Source organism: Anaerovibrio slackiae (assembly GCF_009695585.1).
GTDB classification, from domain to species: Bacteria; Bacillota; Negativicutes; order Selenomonadales; family Selenomonadaceae; genus Anaerovibrio; species Anaerovibrio slackiae.
The window spans coordinates 1-20,307 of sequence record NZ_VUNR01000024.1 but is presented as its reverse complement, the minus strand read 5'-3'; the positions used below and the strand labels follow the sequence as shown (position 1 = coordinate 20,307).

Below are 20,307 nucleotides of genomic sequence, written 5' to 3'. Positions count from 1 at the left end.
TGTTTTTGTAATATACGCTGATATTTATCGGCGATATTAATATTTTATATTTATTATTTTTTTTATTCATAGGAGGAATGAATTATGTTCACTATTTTAACTCATCTCAAGAATCGTTACCTGAGCCAGAAGGCGCAGGGTATCGTAGAGTACGCCCTGATTTTGGCATTTGTTGTAGTTCTGGCTATTGTGCTGACACAAAGTGGCGGTCTGAGCGAGGCTATCAAGAATGTATTCAGTGATACTACCAATCAGGTTACTAAGCGTTAAGTTGAACTAAAATTAGAGAGCAATGGATATGCTGATAGTTTTTTTCAGTGACTGCTGGTGTGGAAAACAGAACGCTCAAGGCATGGTGGAGTATGCCCTGCTGTTGGCTTTCGTAGCAGTTTTGGCACTGGCTGCCACCTTGGCTGGAGATAGTGCCCTGAAGGAGGCTGTCCTGGAGAACTTTGCCGAAATTGTAGCCAAAGTGCAGTTAGTAGTCGGCGGATAGCCGGTTTTGCAAGATGGTATGACCGCCTGTGATGGAAGTCGCAGGCGGTATGATTTTTGAGATTGCTTGTTTGTATAGGTTTGAGGAGGCGGCGGTATGCTGAGAGGACAAAGGGCACAGGGGATAGTAGAGTTTGCCGTGGTGCTGCCATTGTTTTTGCTGCTGTCCATGGGTGTCATTTATTTTGGCATGGCATTCAGTGATTATCTGACTATGAGTAATACAGTGCGCAGTGTAGCCCATGAGGCTTCACTAAAAAGCACTGATGATGATTATAAAACCATTATCAGGAACGCTACCAGTGGCATTACCATGGTAAGCGATATATATGTGTGGCAGCCTGACAGCAAGAATGGCAACAATAATGATTTTTTGTCTGTTACCTATGATGCTGATCGTCACAATGTGGTGGTACGGGCTCAGGCAAAGCTAAGCAAGGATAGCGCTATTGCCAATGCCGTTAATAACATGCTGGGAAATAGCATAGGCGATGCAATGAGCATCACTTATACTATGTATACGGATAGAAAGTAGCAAAGGATGTGAAGGTCTTGACATTATTGGAGAAATTGGGGCGTGGCAATCAGCCGAATGTCCAGGTACAGATTTTTGCTACTATTTCATCAGAAACAGTAGATAATGATTATCAGACTATTAAGCAGTCTGTCCATAAGATTATTGTGGAGCAGATGACGCCTACCGAGCAGATGGTTTTGTCTGCCGTGCAGCAGGATGCTGCCGAGGTGGAGCAGGTTATAGGCAACTATGTGGACAAGGTGCTGGAGGATAATCCTTTTGCTGTCCCTGTCAGCGAGCGGGGGCGGATTGTTTCTGACCTGAGAGATGAAATGCTGGGGCTGGGTCCTATCGAGTCACTATTAAAGGACCCATCCATTACAGAGATTATGGTCAATGGGCCCAAGAAGGTGTTTATTGAGCGCATGGGCAAGCTGCAGCTTTCCGGGGTGCAGTTTCATGATGATGCTCATGTGATGAATATTATTGAGCGTATTTTGTCACCTATTGGCAGGCATATTGATGAGTCCACGCCGTTGGTGGATGCCCGCCTGAAAGACGGTTCCCGTGTAAATATCATTATTCCGCCTTTGGCACTGTGTGGTCCATGCATCACCATTCGTAAGTTTGCCCAGAAGGCTCTTTCGGTAGAAAACCTCATCAGCTTCGGCACACTGGACAGGAAGATGGCTGATTTTATCAAGGCATGTATTCAGGCGAGAATAAATATCCTCGTATCAGGGGGTACTGGCTCCGGCAAGACCACTACACTGAATGTGCTATCTTCATTTATTCCTGAGAATGAGCGTATAGTCACTATAGAGGATGCGGCGGAGCTGAAGCTGCAGCAGACCCATGTAGTAACGCTGGAGTCAAGGCCTGCCAATATTGAAGGTTCCGGTCAGATTACTATCCGTGACTTAGTGAAGAATGCACTGCGTATGCGTCCTGACCGCATCATTGTAGGCGAGGTTCGTTCCGGCGAGGCTCTTGATATGCTGCAGGCCATGAACACAGGTCATGATGGTTCCCTGACTACGGCTCATGCCAATACGCCAAGGGATGCCCTCAGCCGTCTGGAGACCATGGTGCTGATGGCGGGCTTTGAGATGCCTGTCCGTGCTATTCGTGAGCAGATTTCTTCTGCTATTGAGCTGATTTTGCAGCAGTCCCGGCTCAAGGATGGCTCTCGTAAAATCACCTATATTACCGAAGTGCAGCACATGGAAGGTGATGTAATAACCACCCAGGATTTGTTCCGTTTTGAGCAGACGGGCATGGATGCAGATGGCAAGCTGACCGGTCATTTTGTTTCTACGGGTATGCAGCCGGGGTTTATGGAAAAGTTCCAAACAAACGGCGTTGAGCTGCCGGAGGACTTCTTCATGCCGGATGAGGAAGCCGGGGGGAGGTATTACTGATGCTGTTAGCAGTATTTTCTCTTTCAGTGGCTTTGCTGGCTTTTGCCATCATGTATGCTATCATCAAGGCTAAGGTAATACCTCAGAAGGAACTGACTGAAAGACTGAAATCCCTTGATGAAGGATATGAAGGCAAAAAAATCCGGCGGACTGATTACAACAAAGATGAGATTCCCGGTTTTCGTGAGCGTGTCATTACACCATTGGGCCATTATTTGGGGAATCTGATTACCAGGCTGGCTCCTGCTGCCTGGTCAGCTGCTCTTGAGCGAAAGCTGGTGACGGCTGGTAAGGGGCGTGTGTGGACAGCCCAGGGATATGCTGTTTTTTGGGTGATTGTAGTTCTCGTGGTGATTGTCATTGCCATCAAGTATGTATACGGGCGGCCTGACCTGGCACCTGTTCAGCTGGTAATGGTGATGATTTTGTTTACGGCTCTGGGGGCTGCCTTGCCTTGGATTATGCTGAGGATTATGGCACAGAAAAGGCAGAAGCTGATTACGAAGCAGCTGCCGGAGGTGCTGGATTTGCTCTGTGTAAGCGTGCAGGCAGGTTTGTCCTTTGATGCAGCCCTGCGGCGCATCGTAGAGCGCATGAAGGGGCCTCTGATAGAGGAATGTTCAAGGATGCTGGATGATGTGCGCATGGGACTGCCACGCAGGCAGGCTCTCCGCATGATGGGAGAGCGGTGCGAGGTGCAGGAGGTTGCCCTTTTTGTTACGGCGATTATTCAGGCGGAGCGGCTGGGAACCAGCTTAGGCAAAACTTTGAATAATCAGGCTATCAATATGCGCGAGCGGCGGCGTCAGACCGTCAAGGCAGAGGCTATGAAAGCACCTGTCAAGATGATTTTTCCTTTAGTCTTGTTTATTTTTCCGTCAATATTCGTCATTGTGCTTTTACCGGCTCTGTTGAATATGATGAAAAATTTTATTAAGTGAGTCAACTGATATGAAAATTGTTAGTTTGTTTTTGGATAATCCGCAGCTGGAACTTCGGGTTCAGGTTGCGGATAATTTTTTGCAGAGATTGCGTGGGCTGATGCTGAGAAGCCCGGAAAGCCTGCCGCTGGGAACGGGGCTATTGATTGCTCCTTGCAATAGCATCCACATGATGTTTATGCGTTTTGCTATTGATGTGGTGTATCTGGCTAAGGATTATACCGTGGTGAAGACAGTGAAAAATGTGCGTCCATGGCTGGGCATTAGTGCCTGCTTCAAAAAGGGAACCTGGGCGGTGCTGGAATTGCCGATAGGTTCTATTGCGCATTATGGGCTGGCTGTCGGTAAGAGGTTTATGCAGAAGGACAAGTAGGGAGCATGGGTTATGGAAGCGATACTGGCAGAAAGAAAAAGTGATTATATCTCATGTGATTGCAAGCAATACAAGAATTGGCAGGAGCTGCTTCGATATGGTTTGGCAGGTGGTCTTTCCTTCGTGGTGGATTTTGGTCTCTTATATGTGTTGCGTGAGTATATCTGCACAGGCTATGCAGGCGTATATTGGGCAGCTTTTGGGGGATTTTTAGGCGGTTTGGCGATTAATACCTTTTTGTCGGTCAGGTATGTCTTTAGGGCTCCGGCTGTAGTGGCTGATAGGCGGGGCAGGAATGTCAGGGATGTGGCAGGGATTGGGCTTGTAGGCGTTGCCGGATTGATGTTGACGGAAGTGAGCATGTATGCAGGTGTTGACCTTTTGCAGGTGAATTATTTGCTGGTGAAGCTGGTAGTAACTAGCATTGTGTTTTTGTGGAATTATTTAGGACGAAAGCTTTTGGTATTTACGGCAGACGGAAGCACGAGGGTGAAGGTTGAGGAGGAAGCAGCAAGGTGAAGACAGCGATAATTATCGGGGCAGGACCAGCAGGGCTGACGGCAGCCTATTATTTGCTGAAAGAAACCGACATCAAGCCTGTTATCATTGAAAAGGATAATGTGGTGGGTGGCTTGTCTCGGACTGTGAATTTTGAAGGGAATAGGATGGATATAGGCGGCCATCGTTTTTTTACCAAAAATGATGAGGTGGCTGCCCTGTGGGAAAAATTATTGCCACCCCAGGGAGCACCAGCATTGGATGACAAGCTGTTAGGCAGGCATGTTGAACTGGTGCAAGGCGGCGCAGATCCGGAACAGTGCGATGCTGTCTTTCTCAATCGCCAGCGTATCTCCAGAATTTTTTATCTGCGGCATTTTTTTGCCTATCCTGTTTCCTTGGGCTGGGAAACCATAAGAAATCTTGGTCTTTCGCGTATGGCTGGGATATGTTTCAGTTATTTACAGGCTGTACTCAAGAAGCGGCAGGAAAATAATCTGGAGGATTTCATGATTAACCGCTTTGGCAGGAGGCTGTACGAGATTTTTTTTGAGAAGTATACGGAAAAGGTCTGGGGCAGGCATCCGAGGGATATTGGCGCAGACTGGGGCAGCCAGCGCATCAAGGGGGTATCGATTAGCAAGGTGTTGTCCGATTTCCTGCAACGGGCTTTGAGGATAAAGCGGCAGGAATCCGAGGCTTCCTTGATAGAAAAATTTCGTTATCCTAAATATGGTCCGGGGCAGCTGTGGGAAAGAATGCGTGACGAGGTACTGGCTATGGGCGGTGAAATACGCATGGGCTGCGAGGCGGTGGAACTGTTGCCGGGTACATCTGGTGATCTTGCCGGTGTGGTTTATGAGTGTGGTAATGGCAGGGAAAGGCTGGATGCGGATTATGTAATTTCCAGCATGCCTATTTCCCAGCTGCTTCATACGCTGTCTGGTTACGGTGTGCCTGATGAGGTACAGGCAATAGGCGATAAGCTACCATATCGTGATTTTATGACGGCAGGTCTTTTGGTTGACCGCTTGGAGATTGATAATCAGACACACCACAAGACTTTGGGGAATATTGTGCCTGATTGCTGGATTTATATACAGGAGCCTGATGTGAAGCTGGGGCGTTTGCAAGTGTTCAACAATTGGTCACCATATCTGGTGGAAAGCCCTGAAAGCAAGGTCTGGCTGGGACTGGAATATTTCTGTCAGCAGGGGGATGAAATGTGGCAGATGCAGGATGAGGATTTTCTTGCCTTTGCTGTCAGGGAGTTGGAAAACATTGGCATTATACGGCATAACTGTGTGGAAAAGGGCTGCGTTGTCAGAATGGAAAAGGCCTATCCGGCATATTTTGGCTCCTATAAGGATTTTTGCAAGGTACGGGAATATCTAGATACTATACCTAATCTGTACTGCATTGGCCGTAATGGGCAGCATCGTTATAACAATATGGATCATTCCATGCTTACGGCTATAGAGGCTGTCCGTGTTATTAAGTCTGGCAGTCAGGATAAGCGAGCCCTGTGGCAGGTCAATACGGAAGAAAACTATCATGAGGTACGGCAGAAGGGATAATTGGCGATGAGATTTTTTTCAGGCAGCAATTGGGATGTTAAAAAGGTTTTTCTGGCAATTACTATGTTTTTAGGCGTTATTTTCGTAGGAAACTCTATAAATAATGATGTATGGTTTTTGCTGAATAGCGGCAGATATGTAGAAACCTATGGCATACCTCATGTGGAGCCCTTTACCGTGCATGAGAATTTGCATTTCGTGATGCAGCAATGGCTGTTTGCCTTGATGCTGTGGAAAATATATGCAGCCTGGGGCTTATCAGGGCTGATAGTGTTTCAATGGGCAGCAGGGGCTGTTCTTTTGTATGTTTTTTTCAAATTAAATTATTTGGTGAGCAGGGGCAATTTTGATTTATCCGCTATTATGACATGTTTTATAGGCATACTTTTTTGTGCTGGCTTCGTCTGCCAGCGTCCCTGGGTAGCTTCACATCTGATTTTTATGCTTGAGATATTTTTGCTGGAATATTATTCCCATAAACAGAGCAAATGGCTTTTTGCGTTGTTTCCGCTATTATCCGTTTTGCTGATTAATTTGCACGCAGCCATGTGGCCGATGCTTTTTGTATTCTTGCTGCCGTACTTGGCAGAAATGGTTATTGGTGGCCGTATAGGCTTTCTAGGCAAGTGTACTGTCGCATGGACTTGGCGAAAGATTATCTTGCTGGCAGCTTTAATGCTGGCAGCAGCTTTTGTAAATCCGTATGGCATTGAGGCTATGACCTATACATATTATTCATACGGAATTGTCGAAATCAATAGGTATATAAATGAAATGGCGGTGGTGTCGATACGGACATGGCTAGGGCTGCCAATTGTTTCAATGTTTGCTGTAACTGCTGTGTACAGCAGGAACAAGGTTCCTTTGCATTATATTCTATTGTCAGCAGGGACAGCCTTGATGAGCCTGTTGGCAATCAGAAGCCTTTTTTTATATTTGCTGTTTGGTGGCCTTGGTGTAGCTTATGTTTATCGTAATTGGAAAGGATTGGATATAAGGCTGTCCAATGATGTAAAATCCGTGCGAATACGTTATGGATTTATGCTTGCTTTATCGTTCTTATCGCTGGTATCTCTTTGGCAAAGCAGGGAGTTTTTCCATAAATGTGTGCTTGGTCAATATGAAGGTGGTATTTTTGTCATTGCTGCGGTTGGGCTATCAATGATAGTTGCCCTAGCTGCCTTTCTGGGAAGAAAAATAATTTCAAGGGAGGGTGGTGCTGGCATGGTTATAGCAATAACAGCATTGGTGGTGGCTGCTATGATACCATTCAAGAGCAAAGTGCCTGATGAGGTTATTATGTCAAGGGCATGGGATGATTGCGTGGAAATTTTGCAGCAGCGTGGCTCTAGTGAAGAATTGTCCGTTTGGACCGGCTATACGGAGGGAGGCTATTTGGAATTTCATGGTTTGCGCTGTTACATGGATGCACGGGCAGAGGTATTCATAAAGCAGGTTAATGCTCAAAAAGATATTTTTCATGAATATATGATGCTGTGCAATGGACGGATAAATTATAAAGAGTTTATGGAAAATTATCACTTTACGCATATTTTGGTAAACAATTATGAGGCTTTGTATGAATCTTTGCAGGATGATGACGATTATCTGTTGCTATATGATTCTGATGAGGCTGGTACTACGGAAGAGTCATCTGAAGAAGGCGCAGAGCCGCTTAAATATAGATTGTATGAAGTAAAAAGATGAGGAATCCGCGCTATGTTTTCTGCAATGAATTAATTGTTGATATAATGTATTTATTGTAAATAAAAAGTGGCTGTACATTATGAAATAAGATGAGAGATTAAGCACCCTTGAGGACTCTTTTCTATCATTGTAAAATCATTCATGTAACAGTCACTTTGTTTTATTATTAATCATTCCAGTCAATATCGGCAGGCGGGGAAGCAAGGCTGACGTTTGCGTTGCCGCCTGTGCCATTGCCACTGCTGCCTGTGCCTGCACTATCACTTAGGAATTTTTTATAAATGTAGGTACTTTTGCCTGTAATTTCCAAGCCTTTAGACAAGATGGAGCCATGGAAGGTAAGTCCCTGATCATTCATGTGTATATTGGCATAAGGGGCATAAATGGCCCCATAGAAGGTGGAATTGTTTGCTTCTATATTGATGGTACCTGTGCCTGTATATACATATACGATAGGACGGCTGTCCGCAGGCATGTTATAGCCCTGCAAAGTCAATTTGTGCGATCCGTAGCATCCTTCGCCGTCATACCAAGGATTTTTTGGCGGATCAACTACGACGAAAAGAGGAGTATCCTTGTCAGCTCCATTAGCAGGAATATAGTCGTTTATTTTAAATTCTGTATTGCCGCCAGGGCCATACTCAGGTGTATTTGTGGTTGGATTGTAGATATAATCTATGTCCTTGGACATAACCTGAGCTTTTATGTTGCCGATATTATTCTCGTTAGTCCATATCAGCTTGTTTTTTGCCAAGTCGGCTTTTGCATTACCGAGGATTTCGGCCAATTTATAATCAAGGCTGGTATTTAAATCCTGCTCCGGAGTAACAAGCATCGTGTCATCGGGATGTGCATTTGAGTAATTGATGGCGTCCTGCATAGAAGTAAAGGAACCATCCTGGTAATGAGCCTTTGCATTGAGATTCAATAGTTCATGGCGGTAATTTTTTGTCATATCTGCATCTGCCCCCATACCGACAATTCGACCTTGGTAGAATGAGGCATCTAAAATTTGGGAAATAGAAGGATTATCAGGATTTTGGCTGGCATTGATGGATCTGAACCCGCCACTGCCATAGGAAAAAAGGTTATCGAATAGAGAACCGCCGCTGCTTCCACCAGTATAGGCTATCTGAGCAAAGCTTTCAGCAGTGACATCAGTGGAATCTCCTACACCAAAAAAACTGAGAAAGTAGACAGGTACAGATTCAGTAAGATGTACACGGTAGATGGTTATTCCCTGGTCTGTGTTTCTGGCCTTGTAGTCACGAATTATATTAGCAATTTTGGGGTGATTAAGATCGATAGATTTCTCGGCAGCTTCATCGGCATGTGGATGGTTGCTTAGTGTATCATTATTTTGTACGAAACTGTGCCCTCCGGCTATGGCTGCCGCATCTGCTGCATTTTGCAGCCTTGATTTGTGCATGTACATATTGCCGAAATCTACAGTAAAGCCGGTGGCAGCTATCAGCAATGGCAGCAGGACTGCTGTAAATACGATAATCTGTCCCTTTTGTGCCTTGGAAGATATGTCTGATATATAATTTTTTAAGCCAATAAACATGCTTGTATCCCTCCTGCAACGTTCATCCTATACAGTCTATATTATGCTGAAATTGTTTAGTTTGGCAATAGTCTTTAGTCCCAATTATGTGGAAATTTGGTGGGGACAATCTGATTTTTGTGATGCTATGTGCTTATTTTAGAAATTGAAAGAGCAGGGGAAGATGTGTGCCTGTCTCCTCCTGTCCTGTTATTGCTTTAGTTGCTATATACAATCATAATGTCAAGGTATATTTCTCTCTCTCTGGCAGGTTTGAAAAATCCTATGGCAAGCCAGCCTTATTTTAGCGCAAAAAAGACAGGTATTGGCATGGGCTCCGTCAGGAAGGACGGCGCACGTGGTCAATACCTGTTTTTGTATGCATTATTTTTCTGTGTTTACCAGAAGTCCTTTCAGCCGCTCAATTTTCCGCTCATGGGCCTTGATGGAGAAATTAAGCCGGGCACGTTCTTCCTCGGTGACGGTGTCATTCTTTTTGGTGGCATCAAGGTAATCCTGGATGCGCTGGCGGCGGCTTTCCAGGGCGGCTATTTCATCGGCCAGGGGCTTTTGCTCACCCAGGGCTGTGCCGTAGATGGTGCGTATATTGTCGATGATGTGCTGGGCATAGCCACGTTCTGCTGAGGCAGTTTCCAGGTATCTGGCTACGGCATAGATGATTTCAAAGGGCTCTGTGCCCTCCTGAATCATTTCCAGCAAATCCATCTTGATGCTTTCCTGTACGCCGTGGGGCGTTTCTATCAGCTTCTTTGTGCTGCTGTCCTGTGCTTCTTTTGTATTTGTACTTGTACCTGTGTCTGTACCTGTAGCTGTGCCAGTATTATTAGTAGTATCTGTATCAGTACCTGCCATGGTCAAGCCTTCCTTTCTATCCGTTGCATGAATACTATATTTATCTAGCATATATTATAACAGCAGTTGGATAAAGAGACAAACTATGCTATAATTATCAACATCGTAACTTTAATTATCCACAGAAAAATGTGGATTTACATAGGCAGAGGCAGGAAAAATAAGGTTATACACTTTTTTATCCACAATTACCTGCTGCCTGTGGATAAGTTATGCAGACAATTCACAAAGATAGCATGTATTTTTGTGTGCACTGGAGGAATATCAATGGAAGAAAAGAAAGAATTGAGGCGCGGGCTGAAAAACAGGCATCTGCAGATGATGGCACTGGGCAGTGCTATCGGAACGGGGCTTTTTTATGGCTCCGCGTCTACGATTTCCCTGACAGGTCCGTCGGTAATGCTGGCGTATCTGATTGGTGGCGTGGTGATTTATTTTATCATGCGGATGCTGGGAGAAATGGCTGTGGATGAGCCTGTATCCGGCTCCTTCAGCTACTATGCCACCAAGTATTGGGGGGATTTTCCGGGCTTTTTGTCCGGCTGGAATTATTGGTACTGCTATATTATGGTAAGCATGGCTGAGCTGACGGCTGTGGGCATTTATGTGAATTACTGGCTGCCGGATGTGCCCCAGTGGCTGTCCGCCCTTATCTGCCTGGTGGTGATTACGGCAATCAATTTGTTCAATGTCAAGGCATACGGTGAGACGGAGTTTTGGATGGCGCTGATCAAGGTGGTTGCCATCCTGAGCATGATCATCTTTGGCGGCTTTCTAGTGTTTTCCAATCCGGCAGGCTTCCCTGACTGCATGAGCAATCTCTGGGCTCATGGGGGCTATCTGCCTAACGGCGTATGGGGATTGATGATGGCATGCGTTGTGGTGATGTTTTCCTTTGGCGGCATCGAGCTGTTGGGCATTACCGCAGGGGAGGCGGAAAATCCTGACAAATCCATTCCTCAGGCCATCAACCAGGTTATCTGGCGTATTCTGATTTTCTATGTGGGCACTATGTTTATCCTCATGTGCCTGTGGCCGTGGAATCAGGTGGGCATGGAGGCAAGCCCTTTTGTGCAGATTTTTGACAATGTGGGGATTCCGGCAGCGGCGCATATCCTAAACCTGGTGGTGCTGTCAGCAGCAATTTCTGTGTATAATTCCGCGATTTACAGCAATTCCCGCATGCTCTATGGCCTTTCCGACAAGGGGGATGCTCCGGCACTTCTGCACAAGCTTTCCAAGCGGGGCGTGCCAATAGCCGGTACGCTGATTTCCTCCGGCATTACCTTTATTATTGTCATTATGAATTACCTGTTTCCGAGCCAGGTGTTTATGTATCTTTTTGCGGTGGTAATCATCTCAGCTGTTATCAACTGGGTTTCCATTACGGTTACCCATCTCAAATTCCGGCAGTATTGCCAGCGGACAGGCCATGAGATACCGCATTTTCATTCCTGGCTGTATCCGTGGCTGAATTATTTCTGCCTGGCTTTTCTGGCGGGGGTTATTTTCATGATGTATCAGATTCCTGATATGCAGATGGCGGTCTGGGCGCTGCCTGTATGGCTGCTGGTTCTGTATATCAGCTACAGTCTGAAGAAAAGCAGAAATTGAGAAAATAAGATAATTTAAGAGAGGGACAAAAATGGCGGAAAAGAAATCTATTTACAATCGCATCAGGGAGGCGATGACGGCGGAGGGCACCATGCCGGAAGGTTTTGTGCTGCGGGAAAGGCTCCAGGACGGGCGGCAGTTTGCGGACGGTGCCATTGATGGCACTATCAGGTACTACATGGGCCCTGCCAGCAATACGGATATCACCATGCTGGAGCAGGCATTGAAGCTGGCTTCTGATGGGCGTTTTGAGGATGGGGGCAATGCCCTGATTACCTACTTTGCCCAGGGGATTGTCATGCTGCCTGTTATGGACAAGGTGCAGGAATGGGCTTATGAGCACGCCGGGGAGCTGGCACCGGACAGGCTGGGGCAGTTTGCTATGACCTTGCTCTTAAAGAGCCCGGATATTGAGTCGGTGAAGTTTGGTCTGACGCTTTTGGAGATTCTTGACAGGGAGCCTGACCAGGAGCTGAAGGAGATATTGCTGACTCTGGCGGCCTGCGAGGAGCTGACGCTTTTCTGCCTGTTTGCCCTGGGGGCTTATGAGGATGCCAATCAGATTTATTTTGAGCTGGCAAAGAAGCTGAAGGGCTGGGGCAGGATTCATGCGGTGAGCATGGTGAAGCCGGAAAACCAGGCAATGCGCGACTGGCTGCTGCTGGAGGGTTGGCAGAATGAAATCATGCCGGAGTATTCGGCGATTACTGTCATCAAGCGGACGAAGCTGGCGGACTTGCTGCAGTCCGCCCAGGGGGCGGCATGGGCTGCTGTGGCAGGAAAACTGATTGGCTATGCCTTGCAGGATGAGCCTGTGGCAGGCCTGTCAAAATACAAGCGTGCCGGAGAGCTTTTGCAGGCGTATCTGGAATTGCAGGCAGAAAATGCAGAGCCTGAGCTGGTCCGGGCTATCAAGGCTTTTGTGGAGGGACATGAGCTGGCAAATAAGTGGCAGCTGGTGGAGCTTTGCAATAAAATTTTAGCGTAATTTGTAATATGCCAAATAAAAATGCTGCGGCAGATATCTGCCTGTGGGCTTGCTGATTGCCAGCCAGTCTGATGACAGATTTATGCCGCAGCATTTTGTATTTTATTTGCAGTTATTTTGTCAGACACCGAAAAGCAGTATTACGCCTCCGGCGGTGCTCATGGCCACAATGGAGAATTTGAGGACAGGGCGGGGCGCCAGGTGGGTGAGCTTGGCTCCCAGGTAGGCACCGATGAACTGCCCTGCCAGGGTTTGCAGGAAAATGCTGAAGTCCAGCTGCCCTTGCAGGAGATAGCCAAGGCCTCCTGCCACGGAGATAGGCAGGATGACCATCATGCAGGTGCCGATGGCCTGTATCAGCGGCACGCCGAAAATAATCAGCAGGGTAAGCTGTATAAAGGCGGCAGCACCGATGCCGAAGGCACCGGAGATGAAGCCGTTGATGGTTCCTGCCAGCATGCCGTATATGTACAGCTTTTTGCCTTCCAGCAGGTGGTCAGGAAAGTGAAACAGGGAGTTCAGCCAGTCTGACTGATATACCTTCAGGTAGAGCAGTACGGCAGAAAGCAGCATGATGTAGCTGGTCATGTAGCGTACCAGCTCCTCGTCCAGCATCAGGGATACATTGGCACCGGCGAAGGAGCCCAGCATGCCGCCTACGCCCAGCACGGCACCTGTCTTGACTACCACCTCTCCCTCCCGGAAGTGGCTGTAGGCCCCGGACAGGGTGGTGAATATCATGGAAGCCAGTGCCACTGCCAGGGCGGCATGCATGGGAACATGAAAGCCCACAACCAGCAGGGCGATGGTCACTCCGGCACCGCCTGCCCCTACAAAGCCTATAATCGTGCCCAGAATCAGCATGGCAAGAAAAATCATCAGACATCTTCCTCCCTTTGATTAGTTTTACTGTATGATGTCAGCCCTGCCATTATATCATATTTTTCCGGCAAGGTGAATGTTAGATGTTATTTGTACAGGAATAATGCTTTTGTTCTTGACAGATGGTATGATTGGTCGTATAATGGGAAATGCGCTGGTATAGCACAGTCGGTAGTGCATCGGATTCGTAACCCGAAGGTCGCCAGTTCGATTCTGGCTACCAGCTCCATAAAAAATGTACCCCTGCCTTGGAAGGCAGGGGTTTTTTAGTGTGATATATCAGCGGTTCATGTTGGCAAGCAGGGTTTCCTTCAGGCGGTTTTCAATCTGCAAAAGCTCCTGCTCGGCAGACTGGCGTGCCTGACGTCCTTCCTGCTGGATTTTGAGGGTTTCCTCGATGGTGGTTACCAGGTCATCGTTGACCTTCTTCACGGTTTCAATATCCACGATGCTGCGGTTGTTTTCCTTGGCAGTTTCGATGGAATTGATTTTCAGCATCTCGGCATTGCGCTTCAAGAGCTCGTTGGTGGTGTCGGAGATGGCCTGCTGCATTTTCAGCACATTCTGCTGACGGGTAAGCCCCAGGGCGATGACAATCTGATTTTTCCAGAGGGGAATGGCGTTGTAGATGGCGCTCTGTACCCTTTCCACCAGAATCTTGTCGTTGTTCTGGATGAGCCTCAGCTGCGGGGCGGTCTGGATGGCGATGGTCTTGCTGATTTTCAGGTCGTGTACCTTCTTTTCAAAGCGGTCCACGTTGCTCTCAAAGTCGCTGACTACCTGGCCGGCCATAGGGTCGGCAGAAGCGGCGGCATCGGCCCTGAGCTTTGGCAGCACGGTGCTGCGCATCTCCACCAGCTTTTCCTCACCGGCGCGGATGTAGAGCTCAAGATGCTTGAAGTATTCCAGGTTTTTCTGATAGAGGGCGTCAAAGAGCATTATGTCCTTCATCATGGTGGTCTTGGATTTCTCCAGCTCGGACTGTATCTTGTCTACCTTGGTGGAAAGCTTCTCGTAGGAGGCCAGCATGGTCTCACCCTTGCTGACCAGGGCGCCGATGAGGGGAAGCTTCTTTACGAAGCTGTCAGATTCCTTGCGATTGAATTCGTTGATTTTGCCGGACAGGTCAGTGAGCAGTGCACCCACCTCGCCGCTGTCCTTGGTACGTACCTGTGACAGCAGGCTGTCGGAAAAATCTGCCATGTTCTTCTGGGCGCCGGAGCCGAATTGCAGGGCATAGCCGGAGTTCATCAGGTCGATTTTTGATTTTATTTCCTCAACCTGCTTGCGCTCGGCAGGTGTCAGGGTTTCTGTCTGCTGCGTTACCTGCATTATCTCCTGCTGCTGGTCGATGACAGCTACAGGAGCTGCGGCTGCAGTGTTTTCCTGTGCTTTTGCTTTCAGCAAATCTTCAAGATTGATTTCTGCCATATTATTCATCCTTTCCTGTTGGTGATGTTTATTTAGCCCGGCTGTGCCGGACGGCATCAGATATTTTTATTGGGAAAAAGTTTTTGCAAAATTTTTTTCAATGGCTTTTTGGCAATGCTTATGCCGATGGCGGCAAAAATCGCAGTCCAGACGAAATGCCCGTGCAGCAGCTTTTCAGCCGCATGCTGGAAGAACCAGCCGCCGATGGCGAGGGTGATGAGGTCACCTGGCTTGAAGGAGGACAGGGCGGGCTTATTTTTGGAAGCGTCCTCTAGGACGGCAGTGCCCCTTTTTCCTGCTTCTACAGGGATAGTCATCGGCAGCTTCGTCGATATCGAAGGGACGGTCGATGCTGAAAGGATTGTTTTCCGGCGTGATGTCCGGGAGTTCCCTGGCAGGGGAAGACGGTGCCTGCATACCGTCTGTATCAGGTGTGCGGTAAGCTGTAGATGCAGTATTTGTTGAGGCATCTGATGTTCTATGTGATTTAGGAATCCCGGATGTATTCTGGATGCCGGCATCCGACATAATCTGCTGGGCTACCTTCAGCTCGGACTCTACCTCCAGCATTTTGTCGGTCAGCATGCGGCTGAACTGCGCCTCGTAGGCCTCGTCAAAGGACTCAAGGGTGTGCTTGGTCTTGATTTTGATGGCATTGACATCCGGCGTGCCAAGTCCCATCTGCTCAAATTCAAGAAACTGATTTGAAAGGGACAGGGCCCTGTCCTGATAGTAGTTGATAAACTGGTCTGCGATGGAAATTTTGTCGGGATGCTCCTTCATGTAGTTAATCATCCGCAGGGCAATGCCCTGCATTTTTTTCAGCTGCTCTGCCAGCTCCTGGTCCTGCAGCTGCCTGATGATGCCGTTCAGGGCGTTGAAGTCGCTGACTGCTTTCTGGTAGCTGTCCTGGGCAAAATCTGTGACAGGCTGTGCCGTATCGCTTTCCAGGGAGGTGTTTTTGATGTTCTGCAGCTGCTTTTTTTCAGCCTGCTTTTCCTTGTAGCCGGGATACCAGAAGCTACGGGTGCCGATGGCTGTCATGGCGAAACCCAGCAAAAGGACGATGCCGCCTCCTATCAGCTCACCGGAGAGGAAGCCTCCCAGGCTCAGCAGCATGGTGAAGGCGCCGGTGATGGTCAGGGCGGCATGTGCCACGACAGATAGTATTTTCTTGCATAAGTTTTGTAAAAAATCCATAATAATACGCTCCATTTGATTATATTTGGTCGTCTGTTTGAGCCTGCCTGACGGCAGTTCATGCAGAATTTTTGAAAGAAATCTGTTCTATCGTCTATTTTAATATTAAATGTGCAAATAAGCAATATTTTAATTTGTCAGATAATGGCAGGGAAAAGTTTTGCTCCGGGAAATGCTTGTTATTATTGTGTTGACAATTTGACATTTTAGTAATATATTGATAATATTAATAACGATAATTGCTATCAAAAAAGATAGCTTCAATGCCATGGCTATATCAAGATGAGGGTTGTTATGAAAAAGGAAAAATTCATCATCAGTGGTATGACCTGCTCCGCCTGCTCTGCCAGGGTGCAGAAGGCGGTGGACGGGCTGCCGGGGTGTCAAAATGCCGTAGTCAATCTTCTGACCGGCAGCATGCAGATAGAATATGATGAAGGGCTGCTAAATGCCCGGGAGATTGTGGCAGCAGTGGAAAAGGCAGGGTACGGTGCTGCCCTGGCAGATGCCGGGGCAGGGCATGGCAGGGGAAATGGCGGCAGTGGCGGAGCTGCTGCGGAACCTGGCATGGGAAATGATACAGGAAACAGCCTGGTGGATACCCTTGGCAGGGAGGCGGCAGGGCTGAAAAGGCGTCTTGCCTGGTCGGTGGTTTTCCTGGTGCCGCTGATGTACATAGCTATGCATCACATGCTGGCGGAGTGGTTCGGCATCGTGCCATGGGATGGCTTCAAGGCGGTTTTTCATGGCAGGGAGAACGCTGTGACTTCGGCATTTGCCCAGCTGCTTTTGACGTTGCCGATTTTGCTTTTGAACCGCAGGTATTTTGTCAACGGCTTTCGTAATCTTTTCAGGGGATCCCCCAATATGGACAGCCTGGTGGGCATAGGTGCTGCTGCCTCAGCGGTTTTTGGCGTGTTTGCCATTTTCCGCATGAGCTGGGGCATGGGGCACGGTGACTGGCAGCTGGTGGAGGCCTATAGCGAGAGCCTGTATTTTGAGTCGTCGGGCATGATTGTGACGCTGATCACCGTGGGCAAGTACCTGGAAGCCCGTGCCAAGAGCAGCACAGGAGAAGCCCTGCAAAGGCTGATGGGGCTGGTGCCCAGGACTGCTGTCGTAATGCGTGGCGGCAGCGAAGTGGAGGTTGCCGCTGATGAGCTGGTGCCCGGGGATGAGGTGATTGTCAGGCCGGGGGGCAGCATTGCCGCTGATGGCATCGTGCTGGAGGGTAGTGCCAGCATGGATGAGTCGGCGATTACCGGTGAGTCACTGCCCGTGCAGAAAAAGGCAGGAGACAGGGTGATTTCTGCCTCCATCAATCTGGACGGCTATCTCCGGTTTCGGGCGGAAAAGGTGGGGGCGGATTCTGCCATCAGCCAGATTGTACGTCTGGTGGAGGAGGCAGGTGCCACCAAGGCGCCTATTGCCAAGTTGGCAGACAGGATTTCCGGCGTTTTTGTGCCGATTGTCATCGGGATTGCCCTTGTGACCGGTATTGCCTGGCTGCTTTTGGGGTATGGAGTGGAATTTGCCTTTTCAGCGGCGATTTCCGTGCTGGTGATTTCCTGCCCTTGTGCGCTGGGACTGGCCACGCCGGTAGCGATTATGACGGGCACTGGCAAGGGGGCTGAACGGGGAATTTTGATTAAGTCCGGGGAAATCCTGGAGCGTGCCAGGGGGATTGACACCGTAATGCTGGACAAGACCGGCACTATAACGGAGGGCAGTCCCAGGGTGACTGATGTGCTGTGCCTGGGGGCTGATTTTCAGGAGCTTTTGCAGAAGGCTGCTTCTGTGGAGCAGGCCAGCCAGCATCCCCTGGGGCAGGCGATAGTTTCTTTTGCCGGGGAAAAGGAAATCGGGCTGCTGCCTTTTGAGGATTTTGCCAACGAGCCGGGCATGGGGATTTCCGGCGTGCTGGAAAATGAGCGTGTTTTTGTGGGCAATAGTGAGTACATGGAGAGCAGCGGCTTCGATGTGGCCGATTACAGGTGCTCCATGGATGAGCTATCCCATGAGGGCAAGACTGTGCTGCTGGTGGCAGGCGGAGACCGCCTGCTGGGGCTTTTTGCCGTGGCTGACAGGGAGAAGGCTTCCAGCCGTCAGGCAGTGGAGCTTTTGAAAAATTCCGGCATAGATGTTATGATGATTACCGGTGATAACAGGCTTACGGCGGAGGCAGTAGCCCGGCGGTCAGGCATAGGCAGGGTGTTTGCCGGTGTTCTTCCCCAGGATAAGGAGAGGCTTGTCCGGGAGCAGCAGAAGGCAGGACGCGTGGTGGCTATGGCAGGTGATGGCATCAATGATGCTCCTGCACTGATGCGCTCTGATGTGGGTGTTGCCGTAGGTGCAGGCACGGATGTGGCTATGGAAAGCGCGGATGTGGTGCTGACAGGCAGCGATTTGCGGCAGATTGCCGATATGATTGCCCTGAGCCGGGCGGTGATACGTAATATCAAGGAAAATCTGTTTTGGGCGTTTTTCTACAATGTTATAGGTATTCCGCTGGCAGCAGGCGTGTTTTATCCCGCTTTCGGGCTGAAGCTGTCCCCGATGATCGGGGCGGCAGCCATGAGCATGAGCAGTCTCTGCGTAGTGCTGAATGCCCTGCGGCTGAAAGGCTTCCGATTTCCTGACCGGGATGCTTTGCCAGGTGAGGGGACGGGAAAGGAAAACGCCGTACAGGGGGATGATGGAGGCGAGCTGCGTGGCGAGGCCCTGAATGAAGTGAAAATTGTTTCTTTGGCTGCCGGCAGGGCAGAGAAGGATAAATTTGCTTATGAAGATAAATGTCAGAAGGAGGATGGCAAAGTGAAAGCTGAGTTAAAAATCGAAGGCATGATGTGCCAGCATTGCCAGAAGCATGTGCATGATGCTCTGAGCAAAATGGCCGGTGTGGTTTCTGTGGAGGTTGATCTGGAAAAGAAGACGGCCCTGGTGGAGTCGGACAGGGAAATTTCTGTGGATGAATTCAGGTCGGTAATTGCAGAAGCTGGCTATGAATTGGTGTGATAGCCAGTTTTAGAGTGTGTTTTTTATTGTGAAGAAAGGGCTGCTGCGGTGCAATACAGCGGCTCTTTCAATTTTTTTACACTTTTTTAAAAAAAATTATAAAAAAGTGTTGACATGGATAGGGGAAAGTAGTATTATATTCCTTGTCAGTCACGCAGGGCGCGGCTGAGACAAAAGAGAAAATGCGGAAATAGCTCAGTTGGTAGAGCATCACCTTGCCAAGGTGGGGGTCGCGAGTTCGAGTCTCGTTTTCCGCTCCATATCATGCGGAAATAGCTCAGTTGGTAGAGCATCACCTTGCCAAGGTGGGGGTCGCGAGTTCGAGTCTCGTTTTCCGCTCCATACTATGTTTGCGAGTCTCGCATTGCTTGTGCCGTGCGAGATTTTCTATCAAAAGTCATGGGCCTATAGCTCAGTTGGTTAGAGCAACCGGCTCATAACCGGTCGGTCCCAGGTTCAAGTCCTGGTGGGCCCACCATTTCTTGGTAGCAAACTGAATAACCACATTTAACATGACTCAGTAGCTCAGCTGGATTAGAGTATTTGACTACGAATCAAAGGGTCGGGGGTTCGAGTCCCTCCTGGGTCACCATTTTTTGTGGGTAGGTGCCCGAGTGGTTAAAGGGAACGGACTGTAAATCCGTCGCCGTAGGCTACGATGGTTCGAATCCATCCCTGCCCACCATTTTTTCTTGCCTCGAAGCCGTTGAAAAACTTTTTAAAAATATTTTAAAAAGTGCTTGACAAAAGGTTAGAAAAAAGGTATTATAAACAAGCTGACTCACGAAAGCACAAAGACAAAAGTCCTAGAGTAAAGTGAGCGGCAGTGTTCCTTGAAAACTAAACAATGCAATAAGAAATCATGCACACATGATTTCAAGCCAGATGTTGGATTCTGTGTCCGCCATGCGGATGCAGAATATAAACAAACAAGATTTGTGCGAAACACAATCTGAAATTCCATTACATGGATAATTTTGAGAGCCAATCAAGGTCTTCTACATTTCACCCGTGAAGCGATAGCTGAACGGCTGTGAAATGAGTGTCAGGACATCCAAGAAACGAGCCCGTAGGGCGAAGTTGATTGGTTAATGTCCAGACTAATATATTTATTGGAGAGTTTGATCCTGGCTCAGGACGAACGCTGGCGGCGTGCTTAACACATGCAAGTCGAACGGGGCGAAGTGATAGCTTGCTATTATGGAGCCTAGTGGCAAACGGGTGAGTAA

18 protein-coding genes, 6 tRNA genes and 1 rRNA gene are annotated in these 20,307 nt (G+C 48.4%); 20 read left to right on the top strand and 5 right to left on the bottom strand.

Annotation, left to right across the window (positions count from 1 at the left end):
- Positions 1 to 84 precede the first annotated feature (84 nt).
- The 9 genes from FYJ84_RS10930 (at position 85) to FYJ84_RS10890 (ending at position 7,529) form a co-directional block, all read left to right on the top strand.
- Positions 85 to 270, top strand: a complete 186-nt coding sequence (locus tag FYJ84_RS10930; RefSeq protein WP_154407643.1) for a Flp family type IVb pilin — start codon at positions 85 to 87, stop codon at positions 268 to 270.
- Between the two features lie 28 nt (positions 271 to 298).
- Positions 299 to 496 (top strand): hypothetical protein, encoded by a 198-nt coding sequence (locus FYJ84_RS10925; RefSeq protein WP_154407642.1) that lies wholly within the window; start codon positions 299 to 301, stop codon positions 494 to 496.
- A gap of 96 nt (positions 497 to 592) precedes the next feature.
- On the top strand, positions 593 to 1,030 hold the full coding sequence (locus FYJ84_RS10920; RefSeq protein ID WP_154407641.1) for a TadE/TadG family type IV pilus assembly protein: 438 nt from the start codon (positions 593 to 595) through the stop codon (positions 1,028 to 1,030).
- Between the two features lie 17 nt (positions 1,031 to 1,047).
- Entirely contained in the window at positions 1,048 to 2,433 is a 1,386-nt protein-coding gene (locus tag FYJ84_RS10915; RefSeq protein WP_154407640.1) for a CpaF family protein, read from the top strand.
- On the top strand, positions 2,433 to 3,374 hold the full coding sequence (locus FYJ84_RS10910) for a type II secretion system F family protein (RefSeq protein ID WP_154407639.1): 942 nt from the start codon (positions 2,433 to 2,435) through the stop codon (positions 3,372 to 3,374). The genes FYJ84_RS10915 and FYJ84_RS10910 overlap by 1 nt, the downstream gene beginning before the upstream one ends.
- Before the next feature lie 10 nt (positions 3,375 to 3,384).
- Positions 3,385 to 3,747, top strand: a complete 363-nt coding sequence (locus FYJ84_RS10905; RefSeq protein WP_154407638.1) for a DUF192 domain-containing protein — start codon at positions 3,385 to 3,387, stop codon at positions 3,745 to 3,747.
- Between the two features lie 12 nt (positions 3,748 to 3,759).
- Positions 3,760 to 4,266 carry a GtrA family protein gene (locus FYJ84_RS10900; RefSeq protein WP_154407637.1) on the top strand — a complete coding sequence of 169 codons (507 nt, stop codon included), beginning with the start codon at positions 3,760 to 3,762 and terminating at the stop codon, positions 4,264 to 4,266.
- Positions 4,263 to 5,822 (top strand): NAD(P)/FAD-dependent oxidoreductase, encoded by a 1,560-nt coding sequence (locus FYJ84_RS10895; RefSeq protein ID WP_328596385.1) that lies wholly within the window; start codon positions 4,263 to 4,265, stop codon positions 5,820 to 5,822. Before FYJ84_RS10900 ends, FYJ84_RS10895 begins: the two co-directional genes overlap by 4 nt.
- 6 nt (positions 5,823 to 5,828) lie before the next feature.
- Entirely contained in the window at positions 5,829 to 7,529 is a 1,701-nt protein-coding gene (locus FYJ84_RS10890) for a hypothetical protein (protein WP_154407636.1), read from the top strand.
- Positions 7,530 to 7,695: 166 nt separating this feature from the next.
- Here FYJ84_RS10890 and FYJ84_RS10885 read toward each other — a convergent pair whose 3' ends face one another.
- Entirely contained in the window at positions 7,696 to 9,096 is a 1,401-nt protein-coding gene (locus FYJ84_RS10885; protein WP_154407635.1) for a Tad domain-containing protein, read from the bottom strand.
- Positions 9,097 to 9,459: 363 nt separating this feature from the next.
- A complete protein-coding gene (locus FYJ84_RS10880; protein ID WP_154407634.1) occupies positions 9,460 to 9,948 on the bottom strand; it encodes a hypothetical protein in 489 nt (162 codons plus the stop codon).
- 267 nt (positions 9,949 to 10,215) lie between these two features.
- Between FYJ84_RS10880 and FYJ84_RS10875 the strand changes: the two genes are divergently transcribed.
- Positions 10,216 to 11,562, top strand: coding sequence for an amino acid permease (locus FYJ84_RS10875; protein ID WP_154407633.1), 1,347 nt, complete (start codon positions 10,216 to 10,218; stop codon positions 11,560 to 11,562).
- 31 nt (positions 11,563 to 11,593) lie between these two features.
- Positions 11,594 to 12,550, top strand: a complete 957-nt coding sequence (locus tag FYJ84_RS10870) for a hypothetical protein (RefSeq protein WP_154407632.1) — start codon at positions 11,594 to 11,596, stop codon at positions 12,548 to 12,550.
- 120 nt (positions 12,551 to 12,670) lie between these two features.
- On the opposite strand, the gene FYJ84_RS10865 is transcribed toward FYJ84_RS10870, so the two are convergent.
- Positions 12,671 to 13,429, bottom strand: a complete 759-nt coding sequence (locus FYJ84_RS10865; protein ID WP_154407631.1) for a sulfite exporter TauE/SafE family protein — start codon at positions 13,427 to 13,429, stop codon at positions 12,671 to 12,673.
- 156 nt (positions 13,430 to 13,585) lie between these two features.
- Here FYJ84_RS10865 and FYJ84_RS10860 point away from each other — a divergent pair.
- Positions 13,586 to 13,661, top strand: a tRNA-Thr gene (locus FYJ84_RS10860).
- A gap of 50 nt (positions 13,662 to 13,711) precedes the next feature.
- Here the strand turns inward: FYJ84_RS10860 and FYJ84_RS10855 are convergent.
- The gene (locus FYJ84_RS10855) at positions 13,712 to 14,863 is read right to left on the bottom strand and encodes a toxic anion resistance protein (protein WP_154407630.1); all 1,152 of its coding nucleotides are present in this window, start codon (positions 14,861 to 14,863) and stop codon (positions 13,712 to 13,714) included.
- Positions 14,864 to 14,946: 83 nt separating this feature from the next.
- Here FYJ84_RS10855 and FYJ84_RS10850 point away from each other — a divergent pair, with 83 nt between their 5' ends.
- The gene (locus tag FYJ84_RS10850; RefSeq protein ID WP_154407629.1) at positions 14,947 to 15,138 is read left to right on the top strand and encodes a hypothetical protein; all 192 of its coding nucleotides are present in this window, start codon (positions 14,947 to 14,949) and stop codon (positions 15,136 to 15,138) included.
- On the opposite strand, the gene FYJ84_RS10845 is transcribed toward FYJ84_RS10850, so the two are convergent.
- Positions 15,116 to 16,063: a 5-bromo-4-chloroindolyl phosphate hydrolysis family protein gene (locus FYJ84_RS10845; protein WP_205764216.1), complete on the bottom strand. Its 948-nt coding sequence runs from the start codon at positions 16,061 to 16,063 to the stop codon at positions 15,116 to 15,118. The genes FYJ84_RS10850 and FYJ84_RS10845 overlap by 23 nt on opposite strands.
- A gap of 294 nt (positions 16,064 to 16,357) precedes the next feature.
- Between FYJ84_RS10845 and FYJ84_RS10840 the strand changes: the two genes are divergently transcribed.
- The 7 genes from FYJ84_RS10840 to FYJ84_RS10810 all read left to right on the top strand — a co-directional run.
- On the top strand, positions 16,358 to 19,078 hold the full coding sequence (locus FYJ84_RS10840) for a heavy metal translocating P-type ATPase (protein WP_154407627.1): 2,721 nt from the start codon (positions 16,358 to 16,360) through the stop codon (positions 19,076 to 19,078).
- Between the two features lie 184 nt (positions 19,079 to 19,262).
- Positions 19,263 to 19,338, top strand: a tRNA-Gly gene (locus FYJ84_RS10835).
- 6 nt (positions 19,339 to 19,344) lie between these two features.
- Positions 19,345 to 19,420: transfer RNA gene (locus FYJ84_RS10830), tRNA-Gly, on the top strand.
- 59 nt (positions 19,421 to 19,479) lie between these two features.
- Positions 19,480 to 19,556: transfer RNA gene (locus tag FYJ84_RS10825), tRNA-Ile, on the top strand.
- Positions 19,557 to 19,592: 36 nt separating this feature from the next.
- Positions 19,593 to 19,670, top strand: a tRNA-Arg gene (locus tag FYJ84_RS10820).
- 8 nt (positions 19,671 to 19,678) lie between these two features.
- Positions 19,679 to 19,763: transfer RNA gene (locus tag FYJ84_RS10815), tRNA-Tyr, on the top strand.
- 424 nt (positions 19,764 to 20,187) lie between these two features.
- Positions 20,188 to 20,307: ribosomal RNA gene (locus FYJ84_RS10810) — 16S ribosomal RNA — on the top strand; the annotation flags it as partial.